This is a genomic window from Rhodococcus sp. JVH1, assembly GCF_000280725.2.
Classification (GTDB): domain Bacteria; phylum Actinomycetota; class Actinomycetes; order Mycobacteriales; family Mycobacteriaceae; genus Rhodococcus_F; species Rhodococcus_F jostii_A.
Genome location: NZ_CP166289.1, coordinates 6,858,242 through 6,877,466, shown reverse-complemented (window position 1 = coordinate 6,877,466; position 19,225 = coordinate 6,858,242). Strand labels below are relative to the sequence as shown.

The 19,225-nt window shown below is 69.4% G+C and carries 17 protein-coding genes and 1 riboswitch; of the genes, 5 read left to right on the top strand and 12 right to left on the bottom strand.

Annotated features, from left to right (window positions below):
* The first annotated feature begins 13 nt into the window (after positions 1 to 13).
* Positions 14 to 2,017 (top strand): Stk1 family PASTA domain-containing Ser/Thr kinase, encoded by a 2,004-nt coding sequence (gene pknB / locus JVH1_RS32165; protein WP_009473758.1) that lies wholly within the window; start codon positions 14 to 16, stop codon positions 2,015 to 2,017.
* A 47-nt stretch (positions 2,018 to 2,064) separates the two neighbouring features.
* Here pknB and JVH1_RS32160 read toward each other — a convergent pair whose 3' ends face one another.
* Together JVH1_RS32160 and JVH1_RS32155 are read right to left on the bottom strand one after the other, a co-directional pair.
* Positions 2,065 to 3,450 carry a class II 3-deoxy-7-phosphoheptulonate synthase gene (locus JVH1_RS32160; protein WP_005247669.1) on the bottom strand — a complete coding sequence of 462 codons (1,386 nt, stop codon included), beginning with the start codon at positions 3,448 to 3,450 and terminating at the stop codon, positions 2,065 to 2,067.
* A 42-nt stretch (positions 3,451 to 3,492) separates the two neighbouring features.
* Positions 3,493 to 3,984, bottom strand: a complete 492-nt coding sequence (locus tag JVH1_RS32155) for a polyadenylate-specific 3'-exoribonuclease AS (RefSeq protein ID WP_009473759.1) — start codon at positions 3,982 to 3,984, stop codon at positions 3,493 to 3,495.
* A gap of 67 nt (positions 3,985 to 4,051) precedes the next feature.
* Here JVH1_RS32155 and JVH1_RS32150 point away from each other — a divergent pair, with 67 nt between their 5' ends.
* Positions 4,052 to 5,374, top strand: coding sequence for a glycosyltransferase 87 family protein (locus tag JVH1_RS32150; RefSeq protein WP_009473760.1), 1,323 nt, complete (start codon positions 4,052 to 4,054; stop codon positions 5,372 to 5,374).
* 13 nt (positions 5,375 to 5,387) lie between these two features.
* On the opposite strand, the gene JVH1_RS32145 is transcribed toward JVH1_RS32150, so the two are convergent.
* From JVH1_RS32145 to JVH1_RS32120, 6 genes are all read right to left on the bottom strand, one after another.
* A complete protein-coding gene (locus tag JVH1_RS32145) occupies positions 5,388 to 6,146 on the bottom strand; it encodes a 1-acyl-sn-glycerol-3-phosphate acyltransferase (RefSeq protein WP_005260161.1) in 759 nt (252 codons plus the stop codon).
* A gap of 130 nt (positions 6,147 to 6,276) precedes the next feature.
* Positions 6,277 to 7,290 carry an ROK family protein gene (locus JVH1_RS32140; RefSeq protein ID WP_009473761.1) on the bottom strand — a complete coding sequence of 338 codons (1,014 nt, stop codon included), beginning with the start codon at positions 7,288 to 7,290 and terminating at the stop codon, positions 6,277 to 6,279.
* Between the two features lie 52 nt (positions 7,291 to 7,342).
* Positions 7,343 to 7,744, bottom strand: a complete 402-nt coding sequence (locus JVH1_RS32135) for a hypothetical protein (protein ID WP_009473762.1) — start codon at positions 7,742 to 7,744, stop codon at positions 7,343 to 7,345.
* Positions 7,741 to 8,982 carry an ArsA family ATPase gene (locus JVH1_RS32130; protein WP_081437412.1) on the bottom strand — a complete coding sequence of 414 codons (1,242 nt, stop codon included), beginning with the start codon at positions 8,980 to 8,982 and terminating at the stop codon, positions 7,741 to 7,743. The genes JVH1_RS32135 and JVH1_RS32130 overlap by 4 nt, the downstream gene beginning before the upstream one ends.
* Positions 8,979 to 9,416, bottom strand: a complete 438-nt coding sequence (locus tag JVH1_RS32125; RefSeq protein ID WP_009473765.1) for an SRPBCC family protein — start codon at positions 9,414 to 9,416, stop codon at positions 8,979 to 8,981. Before JVH1_RS32125 ends, JVH1_RS32130 begins: the two co-directional genes overlap by 4 nt.
* Before the next feature lie 152 nt (positions 9,417 to 9,568).
* Entirely contained in the window at positions 9,569 to 9,943 is a 375-nt protein-coding gene (locus JVH1_RS32120; protein WP_005260151.1) for a hypothetical protein, read from the bottom strand.
* Positions 9,944 to 10,110: 167 nt separating this feature from the next.
* On the opposite strand from JVH1_RS32120, the gene JVH1_RS32115 reads away from it, so the two are divergent.
* Positions 10,111 to 11,922 carry a long-chain fatty acid--CoA ligase gene (locus JVH1_RS32115; RefSeq protein WP_009473766.1) on the top strand — a complete coding sequence of 604 codons (1,812 nt, stop codon included), beginning with the start codon at positions 10,111 to 10,113 and terminating at the stop codon, positions 11,920 to 11,922.
* A 58-nt stretch (positions 11,923 to 11,980) separates the two neighbouring features.
* Here JVH1_RS32115 and JVH1_RS32110 read toward each other — a convergent pair whose 3' ends face one another.
* From JVH1_RS32110 to JVH1_RS32095, 4 genes are all read right to left on the bottom strand, one after another.
* A complete protein-coding gene (locus tag JVH1_RS32110) occupies positions 11,981 to 13,108 on the bottom strand; it encodes a glycosyltransferase family 4 protein (RefSeq protein ID WP_009473767.1) in 1,128 nt (375 codons plus the stop codon).
* A 43-nt stretch (positions 13,109 to 13,151) separates the two neighbouring features.
* On the bottom strand, positions 13,152 to 14,513 hold the full coding sequence (locus JVH1_RS32105; RefSeq protein WP_009473768.1) for a hypothetical protein: 1,362 nt from the start codon (positions 14,511 to 14,513) through the stop codon (positions 13,152 to 13,154).
* Positions 14,514 to 14,562: 49 nt separating this feature from the next.
* Positions 14,563 to 15,615, bottom strand: a complete 1,053-nt coding sequence (locus tag JVH1_RS32100; protein ID WP_009473769.1) for a C40 family peptidase — start codon at positions 15,613 to 15,615, stop codon at positions 14,563 to 14,565.
* Positions 15,616 to 15,995: 380 nt separating this feature from the next.
* The gene (locus JVH1_RS32095; RefSeq protein WP_043778150.1) at positions 15,996 to 16,541 is read right to left on the bottom strand and encodes an NlpC/P60 family protein; all 546 of its coding nucleotides are present in this window, start codon (positions 16,539 to 16,541) and stop codon (positions 15,996 to 15,998) included.
* Between the two features lie 14 nt (positions 16,542 to 16,555).
* A riboswitch (cyclic di-AMP (ydaO/yuaA leader) is annotated at positions 16,556 to 16,720 on the bottom strand.
* A gap of 464 nt (positions 16,721 to 17,184) precedes the next feature.
* Between JVH1_RS32095 and JVH1_RS32090 the strand changes: the two genes are divergently transcribed.
* The gene (locus tag JVH1_RS32090) at positions 17,185 to 18,951 is read left to right on the top strand and encodes a DEDD exonuclease domain-containing protein (RefSeq protein ID WP_009473773.1); all 1,767 of its coding nucleotides are present in this window, start codon (positions 17,185 to 17,187) and stop codon (positions 18,949 to 18,951) included.
* Complete coding sequence (locus JVH1_RS32085; RefSeq protein WP_005247708.1) at positions 18,948 to 19,223, top strand: Lrp/AsnC family transcriptional regulator; 276 nt, start codon at positions 18,948 to 18,950, stop codon at positions 19,221 to 19,223. Before JVH1_RS32090 ends, JVH1_RS32085 begins: the two co-directional genes overlap by 4 nt.
* Positions 19,224 to 19,225: the final 2 nt, after the last annotated feature.

Sequence of the window (19,225 nt, the reverse complement as noted above, 5' to 3'; positions counted from 1 at the left end):
GGGAACGGACACTGTGCACGATGGAGGTCAACGTTTGATCGGCGAGCTGCTCGACCGGCGCTATCGGGTGGATGCCACGATCGCGCGTGGCGGCATGTCCACCGTCTACAGGGGGCTCGACACGCGTCTCGACCGTCCGGTGGCCATCAAGGTGATGGATCCGCAGTTCGCGGCCGATCCGGCGTTCGTCACCCGGTTCGAGTTCGAGGCCCGCTCGGTCGCGCGACTCAAGCACCCCTCCTTGGTCGCGGTGTACGACCAGGGACACGACCGCGAGCACGCGTTCCTGGTGATGGAACTCGTCGACGGCGGGACGCTCCGCGAACTCCTGCGGGAACGCGGGCCGATGCCGCCGCACGCGGTGGCCGCGGTCGCGGGCCCGGTTCTCGACGCGCTCGCCGTCGCCCACCGGGCCGGTCTCGTACACCGCGACGTCAAACCCGAGAACATCCTGATCTCCGACGGCGGTGAGGTGAAGATCGCCGATTTCGGTCTGGTGCGGGCCGCCGCCGCCTCGACCACCACGTCGAACAGTGTGATTCTGGGCACGGCGGCGTACCTGTCGCCGGAGCAGGTGACATCCGGGATCGCGGACACTCGCAGCGACGTCTACTCCACCGGTGTCCTGCTGTTCGAACTTCTCACCGGGCGGACACCGTTCACCGGGGACACGTCGTTGTCCGTCGCGTATCAGCGGATCAATCAGGACGTTCCGCGGCCGGGTTCGTTCATCGCAGGTGTCCCGCCCGAGTTCGACGAACTCGTCGCGGAGGCCACCCATCGGGAGCCGTCGCACCGCTTCGCCAACGCCGAGCAGATGGGCTCGGCCCTGCGCAGCATCGCGGCGGCGCTCGACCTGCCCGCGTACCGGGTGCCCGCCCCGCGACGCTCGGCGCAGCACCTCAGCGCCGCGGCCGCCGCGAGCGCGCCGCCGGGACCCGTCGCACCACCCACGGTGCACCTTCCCCCCGCCCCGCCGTTGTCGCCGCCCAGCCCGCTGCCGGCGCAGCCCGGTGTCCAGCACACGCGGGTCGTCACCACGCAGACTCCGCGCCCGCCGATCGACGAACCGTCGTTCGCGGTGGAGGACGAACCCGACGACGGCTACCACTACCCCGACTTCGCCGCCGAACGGCAGCGGTCGCGCCGGACGACGATCGTGTGGCTGCTCGTGATCCTGATGCTCGCCCTCGCGGTGGGTTTCGGTGGCTGGTGGATGGGTTCGGGACGTTTCACCGCGGTCCCGACCACCGACGGTCTCGATCGCGGTGCGGCGGTGACGGCGATCGAAGCGGCCGGACTGTCGACGGAGATCCGCGGGCAGTACTCGGACACGGCTGCGCTCGACACGGTGCTGGGTACCGATCCCACCGGCGGCTCGCGGATCTCTCGCGACGGCACGGTGGCACTGCTCGTCTCCCTCGGGAGGCCGACGGTCCCGCCGCTGCCCGCGGGCGGTGAGCGCGCCGGAATCGAACAGGAACTGCGGAACCGCACATTCACCCCGGTCGACGGTGGTCAGGCGTTCAGCGCGAAGGTCCCGATCGGGGCGGTGGCCGCACTCGACCCGGCACCGGGTACCGAGCTCGCGACCGGGTCTACGGTCAAGCTGATCGTCAGCAAAGGTGCACCGCCGGTGGACGTTCCCGATGTGAAGGGCATGTCGGAGGCCGAGGCGCGCGCCTCACTCGAGGCGGTGGGGATCGTCGTGCAGGACGTGACCACCGACTTCGACCGGAACGTCGCCGCCGGAGACGCGATCGCCACCAGCCCGAAGGCGGGCGCCCGCGTCAATGCGGGCACCAGCGTCACGTTGAGTGTGTCGAACGCGGTGCGAATTCCGTCGATGCTGGGCCGGACGGTCGGATCCGCGCGGGACGAACTGAGCCGTCTCGGACTCGAGGTGAAGGTGCGTCAGGTGACCGACACGGACAGGTCGTTCGTCATCAGCCAGAACCCCGGCGGCGGCGATCTCGTGAAGCCCGGGAGCACTGTCACCCTGGTCTCACTGCCCTGACCCCGCAGGTGCAGGGCAGTGAGTCCCCCTGAATGTACGCCCTGCGGTCAGCCGCGGAGCATCTCCGCGACGAGGAACGCCAGTTCCAGCGACTGCTGGGTGTTGAGGCGGGGGTCGCACGCCGTCTCGTAGCGGCCGGACAGGTCGAGGTCGGAGATGTCCTGCGCGCCGCCGAGGCATTCGGTGACGTTCTCACCGGTGAGCTCGACGTGGATGCCGCCCGGGTAGGTGCCGAGCCCGTTGTGGACCTCGAAGAATCCCTGGACCTCGTCGACGATGCGGTCGAAGTGGCGGGTCTTGTATCCGGTGGACGCCTCGTGGGTGTTGCCGTGCATCGGGTCGCACTGCCAGATCACCTGGTGACCGGTGGCCTGGACCTTCTCGATGATGGGCGGCAGCAGGTCGCGGACCTTGTTGTTACCCATCCGCGAGATCAGGGTGAGGCGACCCGGCTTGTTGGTGGGGTCGAGCCGCTCGACGTATTCGACTGCCATCTCCGGTGTGGTGCTGGGCCCGATCTTCAGGCCGATCGGGTTCGACACGAGTTCGGCGAATGCGATGTGCGCCCCGTCGAGCTGGCGGGTGCGGTCGCCGATCCACAGGAAGTGGGCGGACAGGTCGTACAGCTTGGCGTGGTCGTCGTCGTTGTCGAGGCGCAGCATCGCGCGCTCGTAGTCGAGGACGAGCGCCTCGTGGCTGGCGAAGATCTGCGCGTGGTGCAGGCTGGGATCGGTGACGCCGCAGGCGTTCATGAACTGCAGACCGCGGTCGATCTCCGCGGCGAGTGCCTCGTACCGGGCCCCGGCCGGCGACGACGCCACGAACTCGCGGTTCCAGTCGTGCACCTTGTGCAGGTCGGCCATGCCCGCGCCGGTGAGCGCGCGGACCAGGTTCATCGCGGCGCTGGCGTTCGCGTACGCCCGCACGAGCCGCGACGGGTCGTGGGCGCGCACGGCCTCGTCGGCGACGAGGGAGTTGATCATGTCGCCGCGGTACGACTGCAGGCCCAGGGCGTCGACGTTCGACGACCGCGGCTTGGCGTACTGACCGGCGATACGGGCCACCTTGACGACGGGCAGGCTCGCTCCGTACGTCAGGACGACGGCCATCTGCAGCAGGGTGCGGATGTTGCCCTTGATGTGCGGCTCAGTGTTGTCGGCGAACGTCTCGGCGCAGTCACCGCCCTGGAGGAGGAACGCCTCGCCGCGCGCGACCTGAGCCAGCTTCTCCTGCAGGGCCACGACCTCGCTGGCCACCGTGATCGGGGGCACGCTCTCGAGGACGGTCCGCATCGCGGCGGCCTGCCCCTCGGGCCATTGCGGCTGCTGAGCAGCGGGCTTGGCCAGCGCTGCATCGAGACGCTCACGCATCTCGGTGGGCAGCGGCGGGAGTTCGGGCAAGCGGTCGATCGGCACGTCGACAGTCCAGTTCACCCATACAGGATATTCGCTCGACCGGAGCGATGGCGAGTCAGGTCACCGGAGCGAGCGCGCCGCCTGAACTGCCTCGAACTTCGCCAGGTTGTGCCGGGCGTCGGCGAGGGCGTCGTGCGCGTCACCCGGTGCAGGTGGGAGCGCCGGACTGCCGTGCTCCTCCCAGTACTGGCGGAGTTCCCGCGTGTACCGGGGCAGCGACTGCGGCAGCTCCGTCATGTCCCCCCACAGCTGGCAGAGGGCGACGTGGTCGTAGGCGGCCACCCACGCCCACAGTTCTGGGACGATGCCGCGGCGGGGAATCAGGAACGCGTAGAGGTCGTCGCGAATGCGGGCGCGGCTCTTCCAGAGGGGCGACGACGGCTGCGGCAGCTTCGGCAGCACGTTCCTGCGCACCCACTTGCCCGCACGGTCGGGATCGAACTCGGTGGACACCGCGTAGAATTCACGTCCGTCCTCTGCGACCACCCCGATCGACACCAGGTCGATCGTGCGACCATCCTCGATGAACTCGCAGTCGTAGAAGTAACGCACGCCCGCAAACTATGCCTCACCCGTTGGCGTCATCCGGATCCACCCCTACCTCGTGAAGGAGGCCTCGGTGCGCTCAACCTCCGACGGTCGACAGTCCGCCACCCCTGTCGCGGACCCGCTCGACTCCCCGCGGGTGCCTCCGCATCTCCGCGTCGGTGGTCTCGTCGTCCGGGTCCTCGTCCTCGCCGGGCTCGCGGTCGGATTCGCCTACAACCTGCTCGGACTGCCCGGCCTGCGGGACTTCGGCAGCTACTACCGGCTGGATCTCGACGTCTACCGCCTGGGCGGTTCGGTGTTCCTGCACGGCCCGACCCTGTACGGATCGATGCCTGCCACCCAGATGGGCAACTTCCTGCCGTTCACGTACCCGCCGCTCGCCGCCGTCGTCTTCAGTCCGCTGTCGACGGTGTCGCTGTCGACGGCCGGGACCGTCGTGACGGTGTTGTCGCTGATCGCACTGTTCGGCGTCCTCGTCGTCACGCTCGACTCGCTGGGCATCGCACCCCGCACCACGCTGGTGTGGACGGCCCTCGGCGCGCTCGCGGTGTCGATGGCCCTCGAACCCGTTTCCTCGACCCTGGACTACGGGCAGATCAACATCCTGCTGATGCTGCTGGTGGCGGCGGACTGCCTGCCGAAGAAGACGCCGTGGCCGCGCGGCGTGCTGATCGGCCTCGCGGCGGCGGTGAAGCTGACACCTGCCGTGTTCATCCTGTACTTCCTGGTGCGCAAGGACTTTCGCTCGGCCGTCGTGACCGCGGTCAGTTTCCTCGCCTTCAGCGCCGTGGGCGCGATCGCGACGTGGAACGACTCCGTCACCTACTGGACGCACACCCTCTTCGATTCCGATCGGATCGGCACCCCGGCATATCCCGCGAACCAGAGCATCACCGGTGTGCTGGCCCGGCTCGGCCTGAGCGACTCGGTGCGCACCCCGATCTGGCTGCTGCTGAGCGTCTTGGTGCTCGCACTCGTGATTCTCGCGATGGTGCGGGCGCTGCGGTCCGGCGAGACCGCGCTCGCGCTGGGACTCAACGCCGTCCTCGGACTGCTCGTCTCCCCCGTGTCCTGGTCGCACCACTGGGTGTGGTCGGTGCCGGTGATCCTCGTGCTCGGGGTCCTCGCCTACCGTCGCCGGAGTGTCACCCTGGCGGTCACGGCCGTGGTGGGCGTCGTCGTCGTGAGGCTCGCCGCGCACTGGAAACTCGGGGTGGGACGGTGGAGCGGAACCCACTGGAATCTGTGGGATCAGTTTCTGGCGTCGTCGTACGTGTGGTGGGGACTGGCCGTGGTGCTGGTCACGATGTTCGCGTTCCGCACCCGCCGCTCACAGTCCGACGAGGACGATCGTTCGGAGACCTCCGACGATCTCACCGTCCCCGTCGGCTGAGAGGTCGCGGCGGTCAGCTCGCCCGCGTGTCCGGCAGTCTCGTGACGGTGGTGGCGTCGCTCGCAGGCGCCACATCGGCCACCGAGGCGTCGGCGGCGGGCGCCTTCTTCTTCAGCGTTGCCGCGTAGATGTCGACGTACTCCTGACCCGACAGCTTCATCAGCTTGTACATGACCTCGTCGGTGACGGCGCGCTCGACGAACCGGTTGCCGCCCATGCCCTCGAAACGGGAGAAGTCGATGGGCTCACCGACACGGATGGTGACCTTCGAGGGACGCCACACCCGGGAGCCGATCGGGTTGACCTTCTCCGTACCGATCATCGCGACCGGGATGACCTTCACACCGGACTCCAGAGCCATGCGAGCCAGGCCCGTCTTGCCCTTGTAGAGGCGGCCGTCGGGCGACCGGGTGCCCTCCGGGTAGATCCCGAGCAGCTTGCCCTGCGAGAGGACGCGCAGCCCGGCGTTCAATGCATCCTGCGCGGCGTCGGCGCCCGTCCGGTCGATCGGCACCTGACCGACCACCGAGAAGAACCAGCGCTGGAAGGCGCCCTTGAGTCCCGTCCCGGTGAAATACTCGCTCTTGGCGAGAAAAGTGATCCTCCGCGGCACACGCAATGGCAGGAAGAACGAATCCAGCACGGCCTGATGGTTACTCGCCAAGATGGCCCCACCCTCCGCCGGAATGTTCTCCGTACCCTCCACGGTCGGCCTACCCAGCCCCCAGAGAACCGGCCCCAAAAACACGTACTTGAAGAGCCAGTACCACATGGCGTCCCTCCCGTTCACAACCCAAGCTTCGTTCGGGTCGACTCTACTTCGGGTGGGTGAGGGTCGCTACACACGGCCGGGAGGCCCGCACAGCATCACACTCTGCGGGTTTACAGCAGTAGGCCGGACGTCAACCCACCCGATCGGGCAGGACGGCCCGGGCGAGTTCCGCCGCTCCGATCATGCCCGCCGCCTCCCCCAGCTGAGTCGGCCGGATGCGGGCCAGCGGCCGGTGCCCGGCCCCCGTCGTCAGCGCCGCGTAGTGCCCACGGGCCTCGTCGATGAACAGCGGTGAGGAACTCGCGACGCCACCGGCGATCACGACGAGATCCGGGTCGTACACGTCCCCGATGAGTGCCAGGCCGACGCCGAGCCACCGGGCGAACTCCCGCATGGTCTCCAGTGCCAGCGGATCGCCGTCCTGTGCCGCGCCCGCGATCCGCCTGCCCGTCAGCGCACCCGGATCGACCGCCACGTCCCGCGCGAGGACCGTCGACGTCGCCGGATCCGCGGCCAGAAGTTCGATCGCCGTGTCGACGAGGGCCGTCCCGCTGCAGTACCGCTCCCAGCAGCCGTGCTTGCCGCACGCGCACGGCCGTCCGTCCGGGACCACCTGGATGTGGCCGAGTTCGGGTGCGACGCCGTGGCTGCCGCGGTACAGCCGACCGTCTGCGAGAAGCGCCGCCCCGATGCCCGTGCCGATGGCGAGCATCACCACGTTCCGGCCGCCTGCTGCCGCCCCGAACCGGTGCTCGGCCCACGCCGCCGCGTTCACGTCGTGCTCGAGGATCACCGGCAGACCGAGACGCTGCCCGAGGTCCCGGCCGACCGGTGCACCCACCCACGGCAGATGCGGCGCGAACCGCACCGTCGTGCGGTCGGGGGTGATGAACCCGGCGACCGCCAGCCCCACCGCGGCGACGTCGTGCCGTGCGGACAGCTCCCGGACCGCCCGGTCCAGGCCGTTCTCGAGTGCCTTCGCCGACGCCGGGGTCGGCGACTGGAGCGAGTCGAGCACCTCACCGGCCGAGTCGACCACCGACGCACGGATGCTCGTTCCACCCACGTCGATGCCGATGGTCAGCGCCGCGCTGCCGCCACGTTCGCTGCCCGTACCTGTGCTCATGGAGATGATTGTGCCCATGCCGGATCGCCGACGTGCACGAGTCCGGCGATCCGGCCCGCGCGGGGCACGCTCAATGTTTGATGGTGACCGTGATCGGTTCGAACGCCGAGCCGCCGTCCGCTTCGGACGTTCCGCCGCCGGGGCCGGGTTCCGGAGCGTCGGGACCGCCGGGCCCCGGGGTGTCGTGAACGGCGTGCTCGTCGAGGACCTGCCGCAGCACCGCGATCAGCACGGACGCCTGGCCCGCGAGCAGGGTCACGAGATCGTGCTGCTCGCCGCGGATCAGCGCCGCGAGCGCGCACACCGGGCACCACGTGCATCCCGACCACTGCCCGGTTCCGGGGATCGCGTCCTCGGCGCCGGCCTGGGCGTGCGGCGCCGCCGCGCGCTGGAGAAGCGGCTCGAGACGGTCCAGGGCGGTCTCGGCGAGTGCCCGCAGCTCAGCCACCAACTGTGCGTGGTCGTCGTTCATACCGGCCACACCTGCGGGTCGGGCGTGAAGCGCACGACCAGATCACTTCCGTCGAGTTCTGCCCCCGCGACGACGCACCGGCGCAGGACCGAGGCGAGGCGGACCCGGCGGCGCACCCCTTCAGCTCCCACGACCAAGTCGTCCTCCACTCGACCCAACGTGAGGGTCGACGGGTTCACGAGCGGCAGATACATCCGCATCGTGTACACAGAATCCACACCGGCCCCCGATTCCAGCCCCACCCGCACCGCAGGTGGGTTCTTCCCCAGCACCGCAACCGCGTCCGTGTCGTCGGCATACAACTCCCGGGCGATTCCGCCGAGATCGGCCCACCCTACCGGCTCCGTAACCGACCGGGTCACCGAGAGGATCACGGTGGCGCCCGCGGAGGCGGTCAGCTCGGCGAGGACCCGTTGCTGCAGGGCTCGCCGCCTGATCAACCATGCCACACCGGGATCGTCGTGTCCTGCCGGCGAATCGAAGTGCGGCAGAAGGTTGTTCACGAGGATGGCATCGACGCGCAGGCCGGACAGTGCGGCCACCGCCACGGTGCGCCGGGTCTCGGTCAGCACCACCCGCTCCGGTGTCGTCACCAGTCGCACAGTGGTTTTCGCCCGGTTCGCGAGCATCTCCCGGACCTCGCCGACCGTGGCGACGACCTGCTCGATCAGCGTCACCAGCATCACGAGGCGGGGATCGGAACCCAGGAGCGCGGCGATGCGGCGATGCTGCGGCCACACCCGCTCGATGTACTCGAGAGCCGTCGCGGGCGCGGCGAGCGTCCGCAGGCAGTCCGCGGTGGGCGGGCAGTCGACCACGACGGCGTCGTACTCGCCCTCGGTGGCGAACCGGACGACTTCACGCAGGCCGAGCACGTCCTGCACGCCGGGAAGCCCGGTCAGCTCCTCCGGCTCGAGCGCAGACAGCTGGGCACCGTGGTCGTGCGTTCCTGCGGCCGCGAGAACCGCTGTCAGACTCCGGAATCTGTCCTCGAGCAACGTGAGGGTGTCGAGTTCCAGGACATCGAGGGTGTCGGTCACGGGCACGAGGTCCCGGGCGGCGGCGATCCCGATGACGTCGGCGAGAGAGTGCGCCTGGTCGAGCGAGACGAGCAGAGTCCGGTGTCCGGCCTCTGCGGCCGCCTGTGCCGTCGCGGCCGCGAGCGTCGTCTTCCCGACGCCCCCCTTCCCGACGAAGAACTGGACCCGCGCAGGTCCGGCACGACCCTCGCTGCTCAGCCTTCCACCCGTTTCTTGAGTTCCTTGAGGGCGGTGTCGGTGATCGCCTTCTCCGCCTTGCGCTTGAACAGGCCGATCATCGGGATGGTGAGGTCGACGGTGAGCTCGTACGTGACGGTGGTGCCGCCGCCCGGTTCGTCCTCCAGAACGTACGAACCGAACTGCGACTTCTGGATCTCACCGGACTCGAGTTCCCAGCTGACCGATTTGCCGTCGGGCGCCCAGTCGTAGCGGAGTACGTACGTGTCCTTGACCATGCCGGCGTCGAGCACGAACCGCACCCGGTCGGCCCGGCCGCCCTTGCCGGGTTCCATGACCTCGACGGACTTCGCGGCGGTCACCCACGCCGGGTACGCGTCGAAGTCGGCGATCACATCCATCACCCGGGCGGGCGGCGCCTCGATACTGATCGACCTCTTGGTCCTCTCGGGCATGGAGTGAACGCTTCCTTTCGCCTGGCCGACCCGCTCGTCGATCGCGGGGCCACGCCGTTACCGGTTTCGTATGTCTGTGTTGTGCCCGACTATCACACACGATCTCGGCGCTCTGACACAATGCCGACCCTGCCGCGGCGGGCGGATCCGCCTCAGGACGGCGGTTCTCCCGCAGCGCGACCTGCCTCGAGTTCCTTCTTCACTTCGAAGGACATCACTTTTCCCTCGACGCGCCTGCGACGGTTCAGCGCGGCCAGATCGGGGGTGCCCTCGCTGCGGGCCGGTTCGGCGTGAAGGAAGTAGTGGACGATCGCTCCGTCCAGCACCGGCTCGAGCCACACTTCCATGGTTCCGGTGAGCGGTCCGGCCACCGTCCACCGGATGCCCTTCTCGGCCCGGTCCTCGCGGACGGCGAGGGTGAGATCGGGCCACCACCGGCGCCAGCGGGCTGGCGGCGCGATCGCCGCCGCGACCTGCTGCGGTGGGGCCGCGATGAACGTCTGGTCTGCGACCTGAATGCTGCTCACGGCGACTAGCTTCACATACCGCCGTGGGCGGTGGCCGCGGGGTCCGCGGCACCTCGCGGACAGGGCTCTGACCACCCTTCTTCGGCCAGGAAGCAGACCGGGCCGGGGAAGGTCTAAAGTTGGGACCGCAATCCTACTCGTCAGTATTTTCAGTGTCGGAGGTTTTCGTGCCCGAGTTCAGCGCGCCACAGTCGTTCACGATCGCGGAGGACGCGTCCGCGGTCGACTCGGTGTTCGCCCACGCCGCGGCCGACCCGACGCTGGTCGTGTACAAGCGCAAGATCGGCGGACGCTGGACCGACGTCACGGCCGCCGAATTCGCGGCTCAGGTCACCGCGGTCGCGAAGGGCCTCATCGCCCTCGGCGTCCAGCAGGGCGACCGGGTGGCACTGATGTCGGCCACCCGGTACGAGTGGCCCCTCGTCGACTTCGCGATCTGGGCGGCGGGCGGCGTCACCGTCCCGATCTACGAGACGTCCTCCGCCGAGCAGGTCCGGTGGATCCTCGAGGACTCCGCCGCGATCGATCTCGTCGTCGAGAACGCGACGCACGCGGCCACCGTGAAGGCCGTCGCCGCCGAGGCGACCGCGCTCCGCGGCGTCTACCAGATCGAGGCGTCCGACGGCGGCCGTGGCGTCGTCGAGGAACTGACCGAACTGGGCGCCGACGTTCCCGACGCCGAAGTCCGGGCCCGCGTCGCCGCGCTGAAGTCGAGCGATCCGGCCACCCTCATCTACACCTCCGGCACCACCGGCAGGCCCAAGGGCTGCCAGCTCACCCATTCCAACCTCATCGCCGAGTCCAAGGGCATCCTCGATTCCAGCCTCGGCACCCTGCTGAAGACGCCCGGCGTCAGTACCCTCATGTTCCTGCCGATGGCGCACGTGCTGGCGCGCGCCGTCAGCATCGCGTCGTTCGACGCCGGCGCCGCACTCGGACACACCAGCGACATCCCGAACCTCGTCCCCACGTTCGGCGAGTTCCGCCCCGACTTCATCCTGTCGGTGCCGCGGGTGTTCGAGAAGGTGTACAACAGCGCCCGCGCCAAGGCCCACGGCGAGGGCAAGGGCAAGATCTTCGACGCCGCCGCCGAAACCGCCATCGCCTGGAGCGAGGCTCAGGACAAGGGCGGGCCGGGACTGGTCCTCAAGGCCAAGCACGCACTGTTCGACAAGCTGGTGTTCTCGAAGCTGCGGGCCGCGCTCGGCGGCAAGTGCCAGCTGGCGATCTCGGGCGGCGCACCGCTCGGCGCCCGCCTCGGCCACTTCTTCCGCGGCATCGGCATCACGATCTACGAGGGCTACGGCCTCACCGAGACGTCCGCGGCGTTCGCGGTCAACACGATCGGCGAGCAGAAGGTCGGCTCGGTCGGCAAGCCGTTGGCGGGCAATTCCGTTCGCATCGCCGACGACGGCGAGATCCTGCTGTCGGGGCCGGTCGTCTTCAGCGGCTACTGGCGCAACGAGAGCGCGACCGCCGACGCGATCGAGCACGGCTGGTTCCACACCGGCGACCTCGGATCGGTCGACAAGGACGGGTACATCACGATCACCGGCCGCAAGAAGGAGATCATCGTCACAGCGGGCGGCAAGAACGTCTCCCCCGCCCAGCTCGAGGATCACCTGCGTGCGCACCCGCTGATCAGCCAGGCCATCGTCGTCGGAGATCAGCAGCCGTTCATCGGCGCGCTCATCACCATCGACGCCGACGCACTGCCCGCGTGGAACGAGCGCACCGGCAAGCCCGCAGGGACGACGGTCGCGGACCTGCTGACCGACGCCGACCTCACAGCCGAGATCGACGAGGCCGTCGCGGAGGCCAACAAGCTCGTGTCGCACGCGGAGGCCATCAAGAAGTTCCGGGTCCTGCCCGTCGACTTCACGGAGGAGACCGGCGAGCTCACGCCGACGATGAAGCTCAAGCGCAACGTGGTGCACGACAGCTTCGCCGACGACATCGCGGCCATCTACGCCAAGTAATGCCTTCGGCTCGTGAGTACTTGTCAACCGCCCGCGGTTGACAAGTACTCACGGGCGGTCACGCAAGTAATGCCTGCAGCTTGGCGGCGAGCACGTCCCATCGCCACTCCGCCTTGACCCATTCGCGGCCGGCCGCACCCATCGCGGCTGCGCGGTCGCGATCCGACAGCACCGAGATCACCGATCGCGCCACCTCGGCCACCGACGTGCCGTCCACGACCATCCCGGTTTCGTTCTGCCGCACCGTTTCCGGGGCGCCACCGGACTGTCCGGCGATGACCGGCACACCGGTCGCCGACGCCTCGAGGAAGACGATGCCGAGGCCCTCGACGTCGAGTCCCGCGCCTCTCGTGCGGCACGGCATCGCGAAGACGTCGGCGATCGTGTGGTGCGCCGCCAGCTCCGCGGACGGCACCGTGCCCGTGAACACGACGTGGTCCTCCACCCCGACCGAGCGCGCGAGCGAGCGCAGACGGTCCTCGTAGGGGCCGCCGCCGACGATCACGAGCACGGCGCCGTCGATGTGCTCGCGGATGCCCGGGAGCGCCTTGATGAGGATGTCCTGGCCCTTGCGCGGCACGAGACGGGACAGGCACAGGACCGTCGGCCGCTCCCCCAGCCCGTAGCGGGCCCGCAGTTCGGCCCGCGCCCCGCCGTCCGGGGTGAACAGGTCGGTGTCGACTCCGGGCGGCAGATGCTCGAGCGCGGCACTCGCGCCGAACGCGGACGCGAATCGTCCCCTCGTGTACCGGCTGACGTACGTGACGACGTCGGTCCGGTCGCCGATCCGTCCGAGAGCCTGGCGGGCGGCGGGGAGCATCGACCAGCCGACCTCGTGCCCGTGGGTGCTCGCGACCACCCGTTCCGCCCCGGCGCGGCGCAGCGTCGAACTCAGCAGCGCGAGCGGGGCCGCTGCGCCGAACCAGACGCCCGTGCAGTCGTGTTCGGCGAGCAACTTGGCGGCACGGCGGGCGACGAACGGCGTGGGCACCATCAAGGTGGTGGGGTGCCGGACGACCTGAAACGGTTGCCGCGCATCGAACTTGATGTGCGAGTCGCCGCGCCAGCGCGGAGCATAGACGACGAGGTCGTCTGCGGGCAGGTGCTTGGCGAAGGTGTGCAGGTACGACTGAATTCCACCGGGTCGCGGCGGAAAATCGTTCGTCACCAACAGGGTTCGGCGCATGTGATCACCGTAGGCGGTGGACCGTGCGTAGGCCGACGCAGGGTCACCCCAGGTGAGCGCCCACCCAGTCGGTCCAGCGGCCGCGGAATTGATCGGCGTCGACGCCGAGGACGTCGGACAGCCGTCCGTCGACCGCCTCCGGGTCTCCCTCCCCCACGGCCAGCGTCCGGTACAGCTCCGTGAGCCTCGATTCGCCGTACTGCTCCGCGACGAAGGCGTTGATCGACCACGCCGTCTCGTAGGCGACCGAGCCGCGTTCGCCGTATCCGGAGAAGTCGGTGTCCTCGGGGAACTCGGTCGGCGGACCCTCGGCGCCCACCTGCGCGGTCAGCGCCGGCGCGATCTGCCGTTCGGCTTCGCCGGTACCCCGGTATGCCGCGTACTCCGCGTAGCCCTCCAGCACCCACATCGGTGAGCGGTCCACCGTCTCGGCGCGCGCCGCCACGTGGATCAGCTCGTGCCGCAGGATCGCCCGCCGGGTGACCTCGGTCAGCCGGTCCGCGGATGCGGGGCTGAACACGATCCGCTGTCCGGTGACCGTGGCGGCATCGGGGTCGACGGCGTCCGAGATGGCGACGGCGGCGATGTCGCGTCCGTCGTGATTCGGGCCGACGAGCGCCGTGAACTCGTCCTGCGATCCCGCGACCCACACGAGCGCGCGGCCCGCCCAGTTCGAACCCCACAGCTGAGTGGCGTTGACGACGGCGGCGGGAAGTTCGTCCGCCAGCCGGTCGACCATGGTGGCGTTCTCGGGATGTCCGAGCACCACCGACGTCCGCCCGTCACCGGTGTCGACGCGGCGCGACACGACGGGTCCGAAATCCCACGGTCCACGCCAGGTCCGCCGGTCGCCGTCCACGGTGGCGCTGTCGCTGACCAGTGCCCAGCGCTCGCCGCGCCGGGCGACGACGAGAGCCACCGGCTTTCGGGTGGGACTCTCGTCCGCGATCGCGTAGCGGAGCTGCACGGCGGGGGCCCACACCTCGTCGGCCCCGAGCGCGTCGACGAGACTCGACGGCACCGCCGTCTCGGCGCCCTCGGCGATCTCGTAGCCCCAGTCCGAGAATTCCACCCCGGCAACGTTGCCCGCCCGCCGCGTCTCGGCGGCCAGGAATCCCGGTGCCGCCGCCTGATCCATCAGACCGGACAGCCGGGCCGCGTCGTTCGTCCGCACGGCCGACGCCCACGTGTCGAGGAGCGTCTGGACGGCTGCCGCACGCGCCTCGGCGTCGGCTTGCGCGGTGCCGACGGCCCCGTCGGCGTCCCGCTCGGTCCGGGAGAACCCCGTCAGTGCGAGTACGACGACGACGGCGAGGACGAGTCCGGCCAGTGCGGCCAGCTCCCACGGGCGCGCCTGACGGCGCGAGGTCGGATCCGTTACGGGAGACGGGTCTGAAGCGGGCACGCCGGTGAGTGTATGAGCACACCCGGCCGCCGCTGTCGGACGGTCGCCGTCAGTAGCGGCGCGCCCCGTAGAAGGGGAACTTCGCCATCGACTCGATCTTCACCGGAACACCGAACGTCGAGGCGTGGAGAATGTTGCCGTTGCCGGCATAGAGGCCGACGTGGGACGCGTCGTTGTAGAAGAGGACGACGTCGCCGGGCTGCAGGGCGTCGCGGGACACCGGGGTGCCGCCGCTGGCCTGCGCCTGACTAGACCTGGGCAGCGTCTTGCCGATCTGCTTGTACGCCCACACGACGAGTCCCGAGCAGTCGAATTCGTCCGGACCGGTGGCACCCCACACGTAGGGGTCGCCGATACGGGTCATGCCTGCCTGCAGCGCGCTCGTGCCCGAGCCGGGGGTGAGATGCGCGAGGATCGCGTTCGGGTCGAAGCCGGGCGGGAACGGCGTCCCCGCCAGCTGGTCGCGTTCGGCGCCGGTGAGATCCCCGAATGCCTTGATCACGTCGGCGATCTGCGCCTGCAGGTCGCTCTGCTTGCGTTGTAGATCGTCGCTCACCGCTTTCGCTTGCTCGGTCGCGGAGCGTGCGGCATCCGCGGACTTCTTCGACGCCTCGGCGGCCTTCGTGGCTTCCGATGTGGCGGACTGGAACTGCGCGACCTGATTGCGGGTGTCGTTGGAGATGGCGTCCAGAGCGGACATCTGGTCCAGGAGCTGCTGCGGCGAATCGCTCACCATTACGGCGAAGAGGCGATTGGTCCGTGCGCCCTGGTAGTTGGCGGTGGCGAGCTTGTTCACGACGGGCTGGAAGACGGCGACGCGCGCGTTGGCGGCGTCGAGCACACCCTGGTCCGCCGCGAGCTCGGCGTCGGCGTCGCGTTGCGCCGACTGCTTGGCCTCGAGATCGATCTGCGCGTTGTGGAGTGCCTCCGACGTCTGCTCGGACTGCCGGGACAGGTCACCGAGCTTTGTCAGCGCGTCGGTCGGGTTGGTGGTGACCGGGTCTGCACCCGCCTGGATCGCGGGCAGCGACACGAGCGCCACCGACAGCACGCCGGCGGTCAGCACGCTGCCCAGGGAGCGCTTCATCTTGTGTGAGGCCACGGAAATGCAGTTCTCCGATCGTCGCTCTCCACCAGCCGGGTCGGGTGTCCGATGCCGCGGCTCAGGGATTTCCTCGGCCGATGCGACCGTGGAGTGCCGAAGAGGTGGTGACCCGCGTTGCCGCCCGATTGGCGCGACAAGACTTCGCAAGGTCTCGGATAGGTTACGGAATGGCATACGTTTGTGTCCACCTGTGTCACGAACGGGGTGGCGGGGACCACCCGACGGGTGAACGACACGCTGTCTGCCTGGGGCGCAACGACATCGAGGGTGGGTTCGATCGTGATTCGAACCCACCCTCGGTGGTCGTGCGAGATCCTACGAAGCTACCCCGTGCATCCCCGCGCTCGACTCGGTGGATGCCTCGCGTCGCGTGTGGATCAGTAGCGGCGTGCGCCGTCGAAAGGCATGGACGCGATGGGCGCCAGCTTGACGGGCTGCCCCTCGGTGGAGGCGTGGATCACGTTGCCGTTGCCGGCGTAGATGCCCGAGTGCGATCCGCCGTAGAAGGAGACCACGTCGCCGGGGCGGAGATCGGACTGCGACACGGGAGTGCCTGCCGCCGCCTGCGCGTAGCTGGTGCGCGGCAGGTTCAGTCCGGCCTGCTTGAACGCCCACTGCACCAGACCGGAGCAGTCGAACGAGTTGGGGCCGGCGGCGCCGTAGACGTACGGCGAGCCGAGCTTGGTCTGTGCGGCCTGAACGGCCTTGTCACCTGCGCTGCTGGCCGGCGCCGGGGGCGCGGGCAGGTTCGGGACACCGGGGATCTGCGGGATGACGACACCCGGGATCTCGAAGGTTCCGACTCCGGGGATGGTGACGGGATCTGCGGCCGCGGGGGCCGCGGTAGCGGTGAGCGCTCCGACTGCGAGCGCGCCGGCGACGACTGCCCGTCGCACATTCCGCTTGGAAACTTGTGACGCCACGAAAGGGGTACTCCGTTTCTTCCATTCATCCGCCGACCGAGTTAGCTGACGGGTTCGGGCTGGGAAGATCAGCCCTACCCACCGGTGCGTGAGGACGTCCCGGCGGGATTCACCCCAGTAGAAACTTGGGTTCCCGGTACGGCCGCTCTCGCGAGTGACCGATTAGGCGGTGACTAGCGATGCTGCCCCGGTGTTGGGGCTGCGAGACTCCGCTAGGTCTCAGGAAGGTTACGAAATGGAATACCCGATGTCGACCGGGACACGCGGAAAGTGTCCGTTTGGGCCGATTCGGGCTTCGCGGGCGCGCGATACCCACATTCGGTAACGACTGGATAACAGGCGGTTGGTTTCCGGTCCCTTTTCGATAGCGGGAGTGTGCATTTCGCGGAGCCTGACGAACTCCCCGATTTCTTCTCGACCAGCGTTCCTGCTGTTCAGCGGGGTGCCGCGGACCGCACCCGCCGCACGCGCCGGACCTGCCGGCACCGGTCCCCGCCCCGTCCGGACCCCTCCTTCGCGGTCGCGCGCCCGACCCTCGCACCGCCCGCGACCGTCACCCGAGGCGGGCAGTGTGATCCTCGTCTCTCCGGGCTCTTCGGGCCGCCGGGCGGTTCTGTCGGTGCCCGTCCATACGCTCTGAGCCGTGAGCGTCCCCGGTGTACCCGAACAGCTGAGATTCGACGAGCTCGACACCCCACTGCGGGACACCACGTTCGTGGTGGTCGATCTCGAGACCACCGGAGCGCGGCCGGGCGAGGACGCCATCACCGAGATCGGCGCCGTGAAGATCCGCGGTGGCGAGGTGATCGCCGAAATGGCCACCCTCGTCGACCCGGGACGGTCCATTCCCCCGCACATCGTGGAGATCACCGGCATCACCACCGCCATGGTGATCGACGCCCCGCGGATCGAGCGAGTGCTGCCGGCGTTCCTGGAGTTCGCACGCGGGGCGGTGCTCGTCGCGCACAACGCCCCGTTCGACACAGGCTTCCTCAAGGCCGCCGCGTCCGCGACCGACACCCCCTGGCCCAAGTTCACCGTGCTCTGCACCGTCAAACTGGCCCGGCGCGTCCTCAGCCGCGACGAAGCGCCGTCGGTCAAGCTGTCGTCGCTGGCCCGGCTGTTCGACGTCGGGACCACTCCGACCCACCGCGCACTCGACGACGCCCGTGCCACCGTCGACGTCCTGCACGCCCTCATCGCGAGGGTCGGCAATCAGGGAGTGCACAGTCTCACCGAGCTCGTCGACTACCTTCCCGACGTCTCCTCGCACCAGCGGGCGAAACGCTCGCTCGCCGGCCATCTCCCCCATGCCCCCGGCGTCTACCTCTTCCGCGGACCGTCCGACGAGGTCCTGTACGTCGGCACAGCCACCGATCTGCGCCGGCGGGTGCGCAACTACTTCACCGGCTCCGAGACGCGCGGCCGGATGAAGGAGATGGTGGCGCTGACCACCCGGATCGACCACGTCGAGTGCGCGCACGCACTCGAGGCCGGTGTGCGCGAGCTCCGGCTGCTGGCAGCGCACACGCCTCCGTACAACCGGAGATCCAAGTACCCGAAACGCGGCTGGTGGATCACGCTCACCGTGGAGGCCTTCCCCCGGTTGTCGGTGGTGCGTACCCCGACCGCCGACTCGCTCGGTCCGTTCCGGTCGCGCTCGACCGCCGTCGACGTCGCCGACGTCCTCGCCGAGTACTGCATTCTCCGCACCTGCACGAGCCGCATCCCGAAGGGAAGGGAGCACGGTCCGCAGTGCCCACCCCGCGAGCTCGCAGGCTGCCCGGCGTCCGTCCACGACCGTGCCACGGAGGACGCCTACCGTCCCGGACCGGAACTCTTCCGGCAGTTCCTGCGCGGCCTGGACGACGCGCCGCTGCACCGCATGCGCGCACGGGTGGAGGAGCTGGCCGCAGGCGAGTTGTTCGAGAACGCCGCACGCCTGCGTGATCGCACCGCCGAGGTCGTGCTCGCGTTGCGGAGGATGCAGCGCCTGGCCGCCCTCACCGCGCTCGATCAGCTCGTGGCCGCTCGCCCGGCCGCGACCGGCGGCTGGGAGTTCGCGGTGATCCGTTCCGGGCGGCTCGCGTCCGCGGGCTGCGCGCGGCGCGGAATCCACCCGATGCCGGTGGTCGATGCGCTCGTCCTCACCGCCGAAACCGTCGTTCCCGACGTAACTCCGCTCCGCGGCGCGTCCCCCGAGGAGGCCGGACTGCTGGCGCGCTGGCTCGACCAGGAGGACACCCGCATCGTCAGCGCCTCCGCGGGCTGGTGCGAGCCCGCACGGGGCGCCGGATCCTGGTCCGAGTGGTGCGCACTCGCGCGAGCGGGGAGCGCGTCGACACGGGACGCCGAGAGCCGACCACCCGCACCGGGTTCCGCCGACCACCGCTTAGGCTGGCGATCATGATCAACGCCATCGTCCTGATCCACGCCGAAGCCCACCGCATCCCGGAGACCGCTCAGGCCGTCGCCGACATCGAGGGCGTCGACAAGGTCTATTCCTGCGCAGGCGACGTCGACCTGATCGCGATCGTGCGGGTCCGGGACCACGCGAAGATCGCGGAGGTCGTCACCGAGGGAATCAACAAGGTGGACGGCGTCTCCCGGACGGCGACGCACATCGCGTTCCAGTCCTACTCCAGCGCCGACGTGGAAGCGGGCTTCTCGATCGGCGAGTAGCT

Bases quoted from the DNA above. Each gene is read 5' to 3' on its own strand.
- JVH1_RS32125 (WP_009473765.1), bottom strand. From the start codon at position 9,416: ATGCCCGAGAGGACCAAGAGGTCGATCAGTATCGAGGCGCCGCCCGCC.
- JVH1_RS32145 (WP_005260161.1), bottom strand. From the start codon at position 6,146: ATGTGGTACTGGCTCTTCAAGTACGTGTTTTTGGGGCCGGTTCTCTGG.
- JVH1_RS32085 (WP_005247708.1), top strand. From the start codon at position 18,948: ATGATCAACGCCATCGTCCTGATCCACGCCGAAGCCCACCGCATCCCG.
- JVH1_RS32135 (WP_009473762.1), bottom strand. From the start codon at position 7,744: ATGAACGACGACCACGCACAGTTGGTGGCTGAGCTGCGGGCACTCGCC.
- JVH1_RS32110 (WP_009473767.1), bottom strand. From the start codon at position 13,108: ATGCGCCGAACCCTGTTGGTGACGAACGATTTTCCGCCGCGACCCGGT.
- JVH1_RS32140 (WP_009473761.1), bottom strand. From the start codon at position 7,290: ATGGGCACAATCATCTCCATGAGCACAGGTACGGGCAGCGAACGTGGC.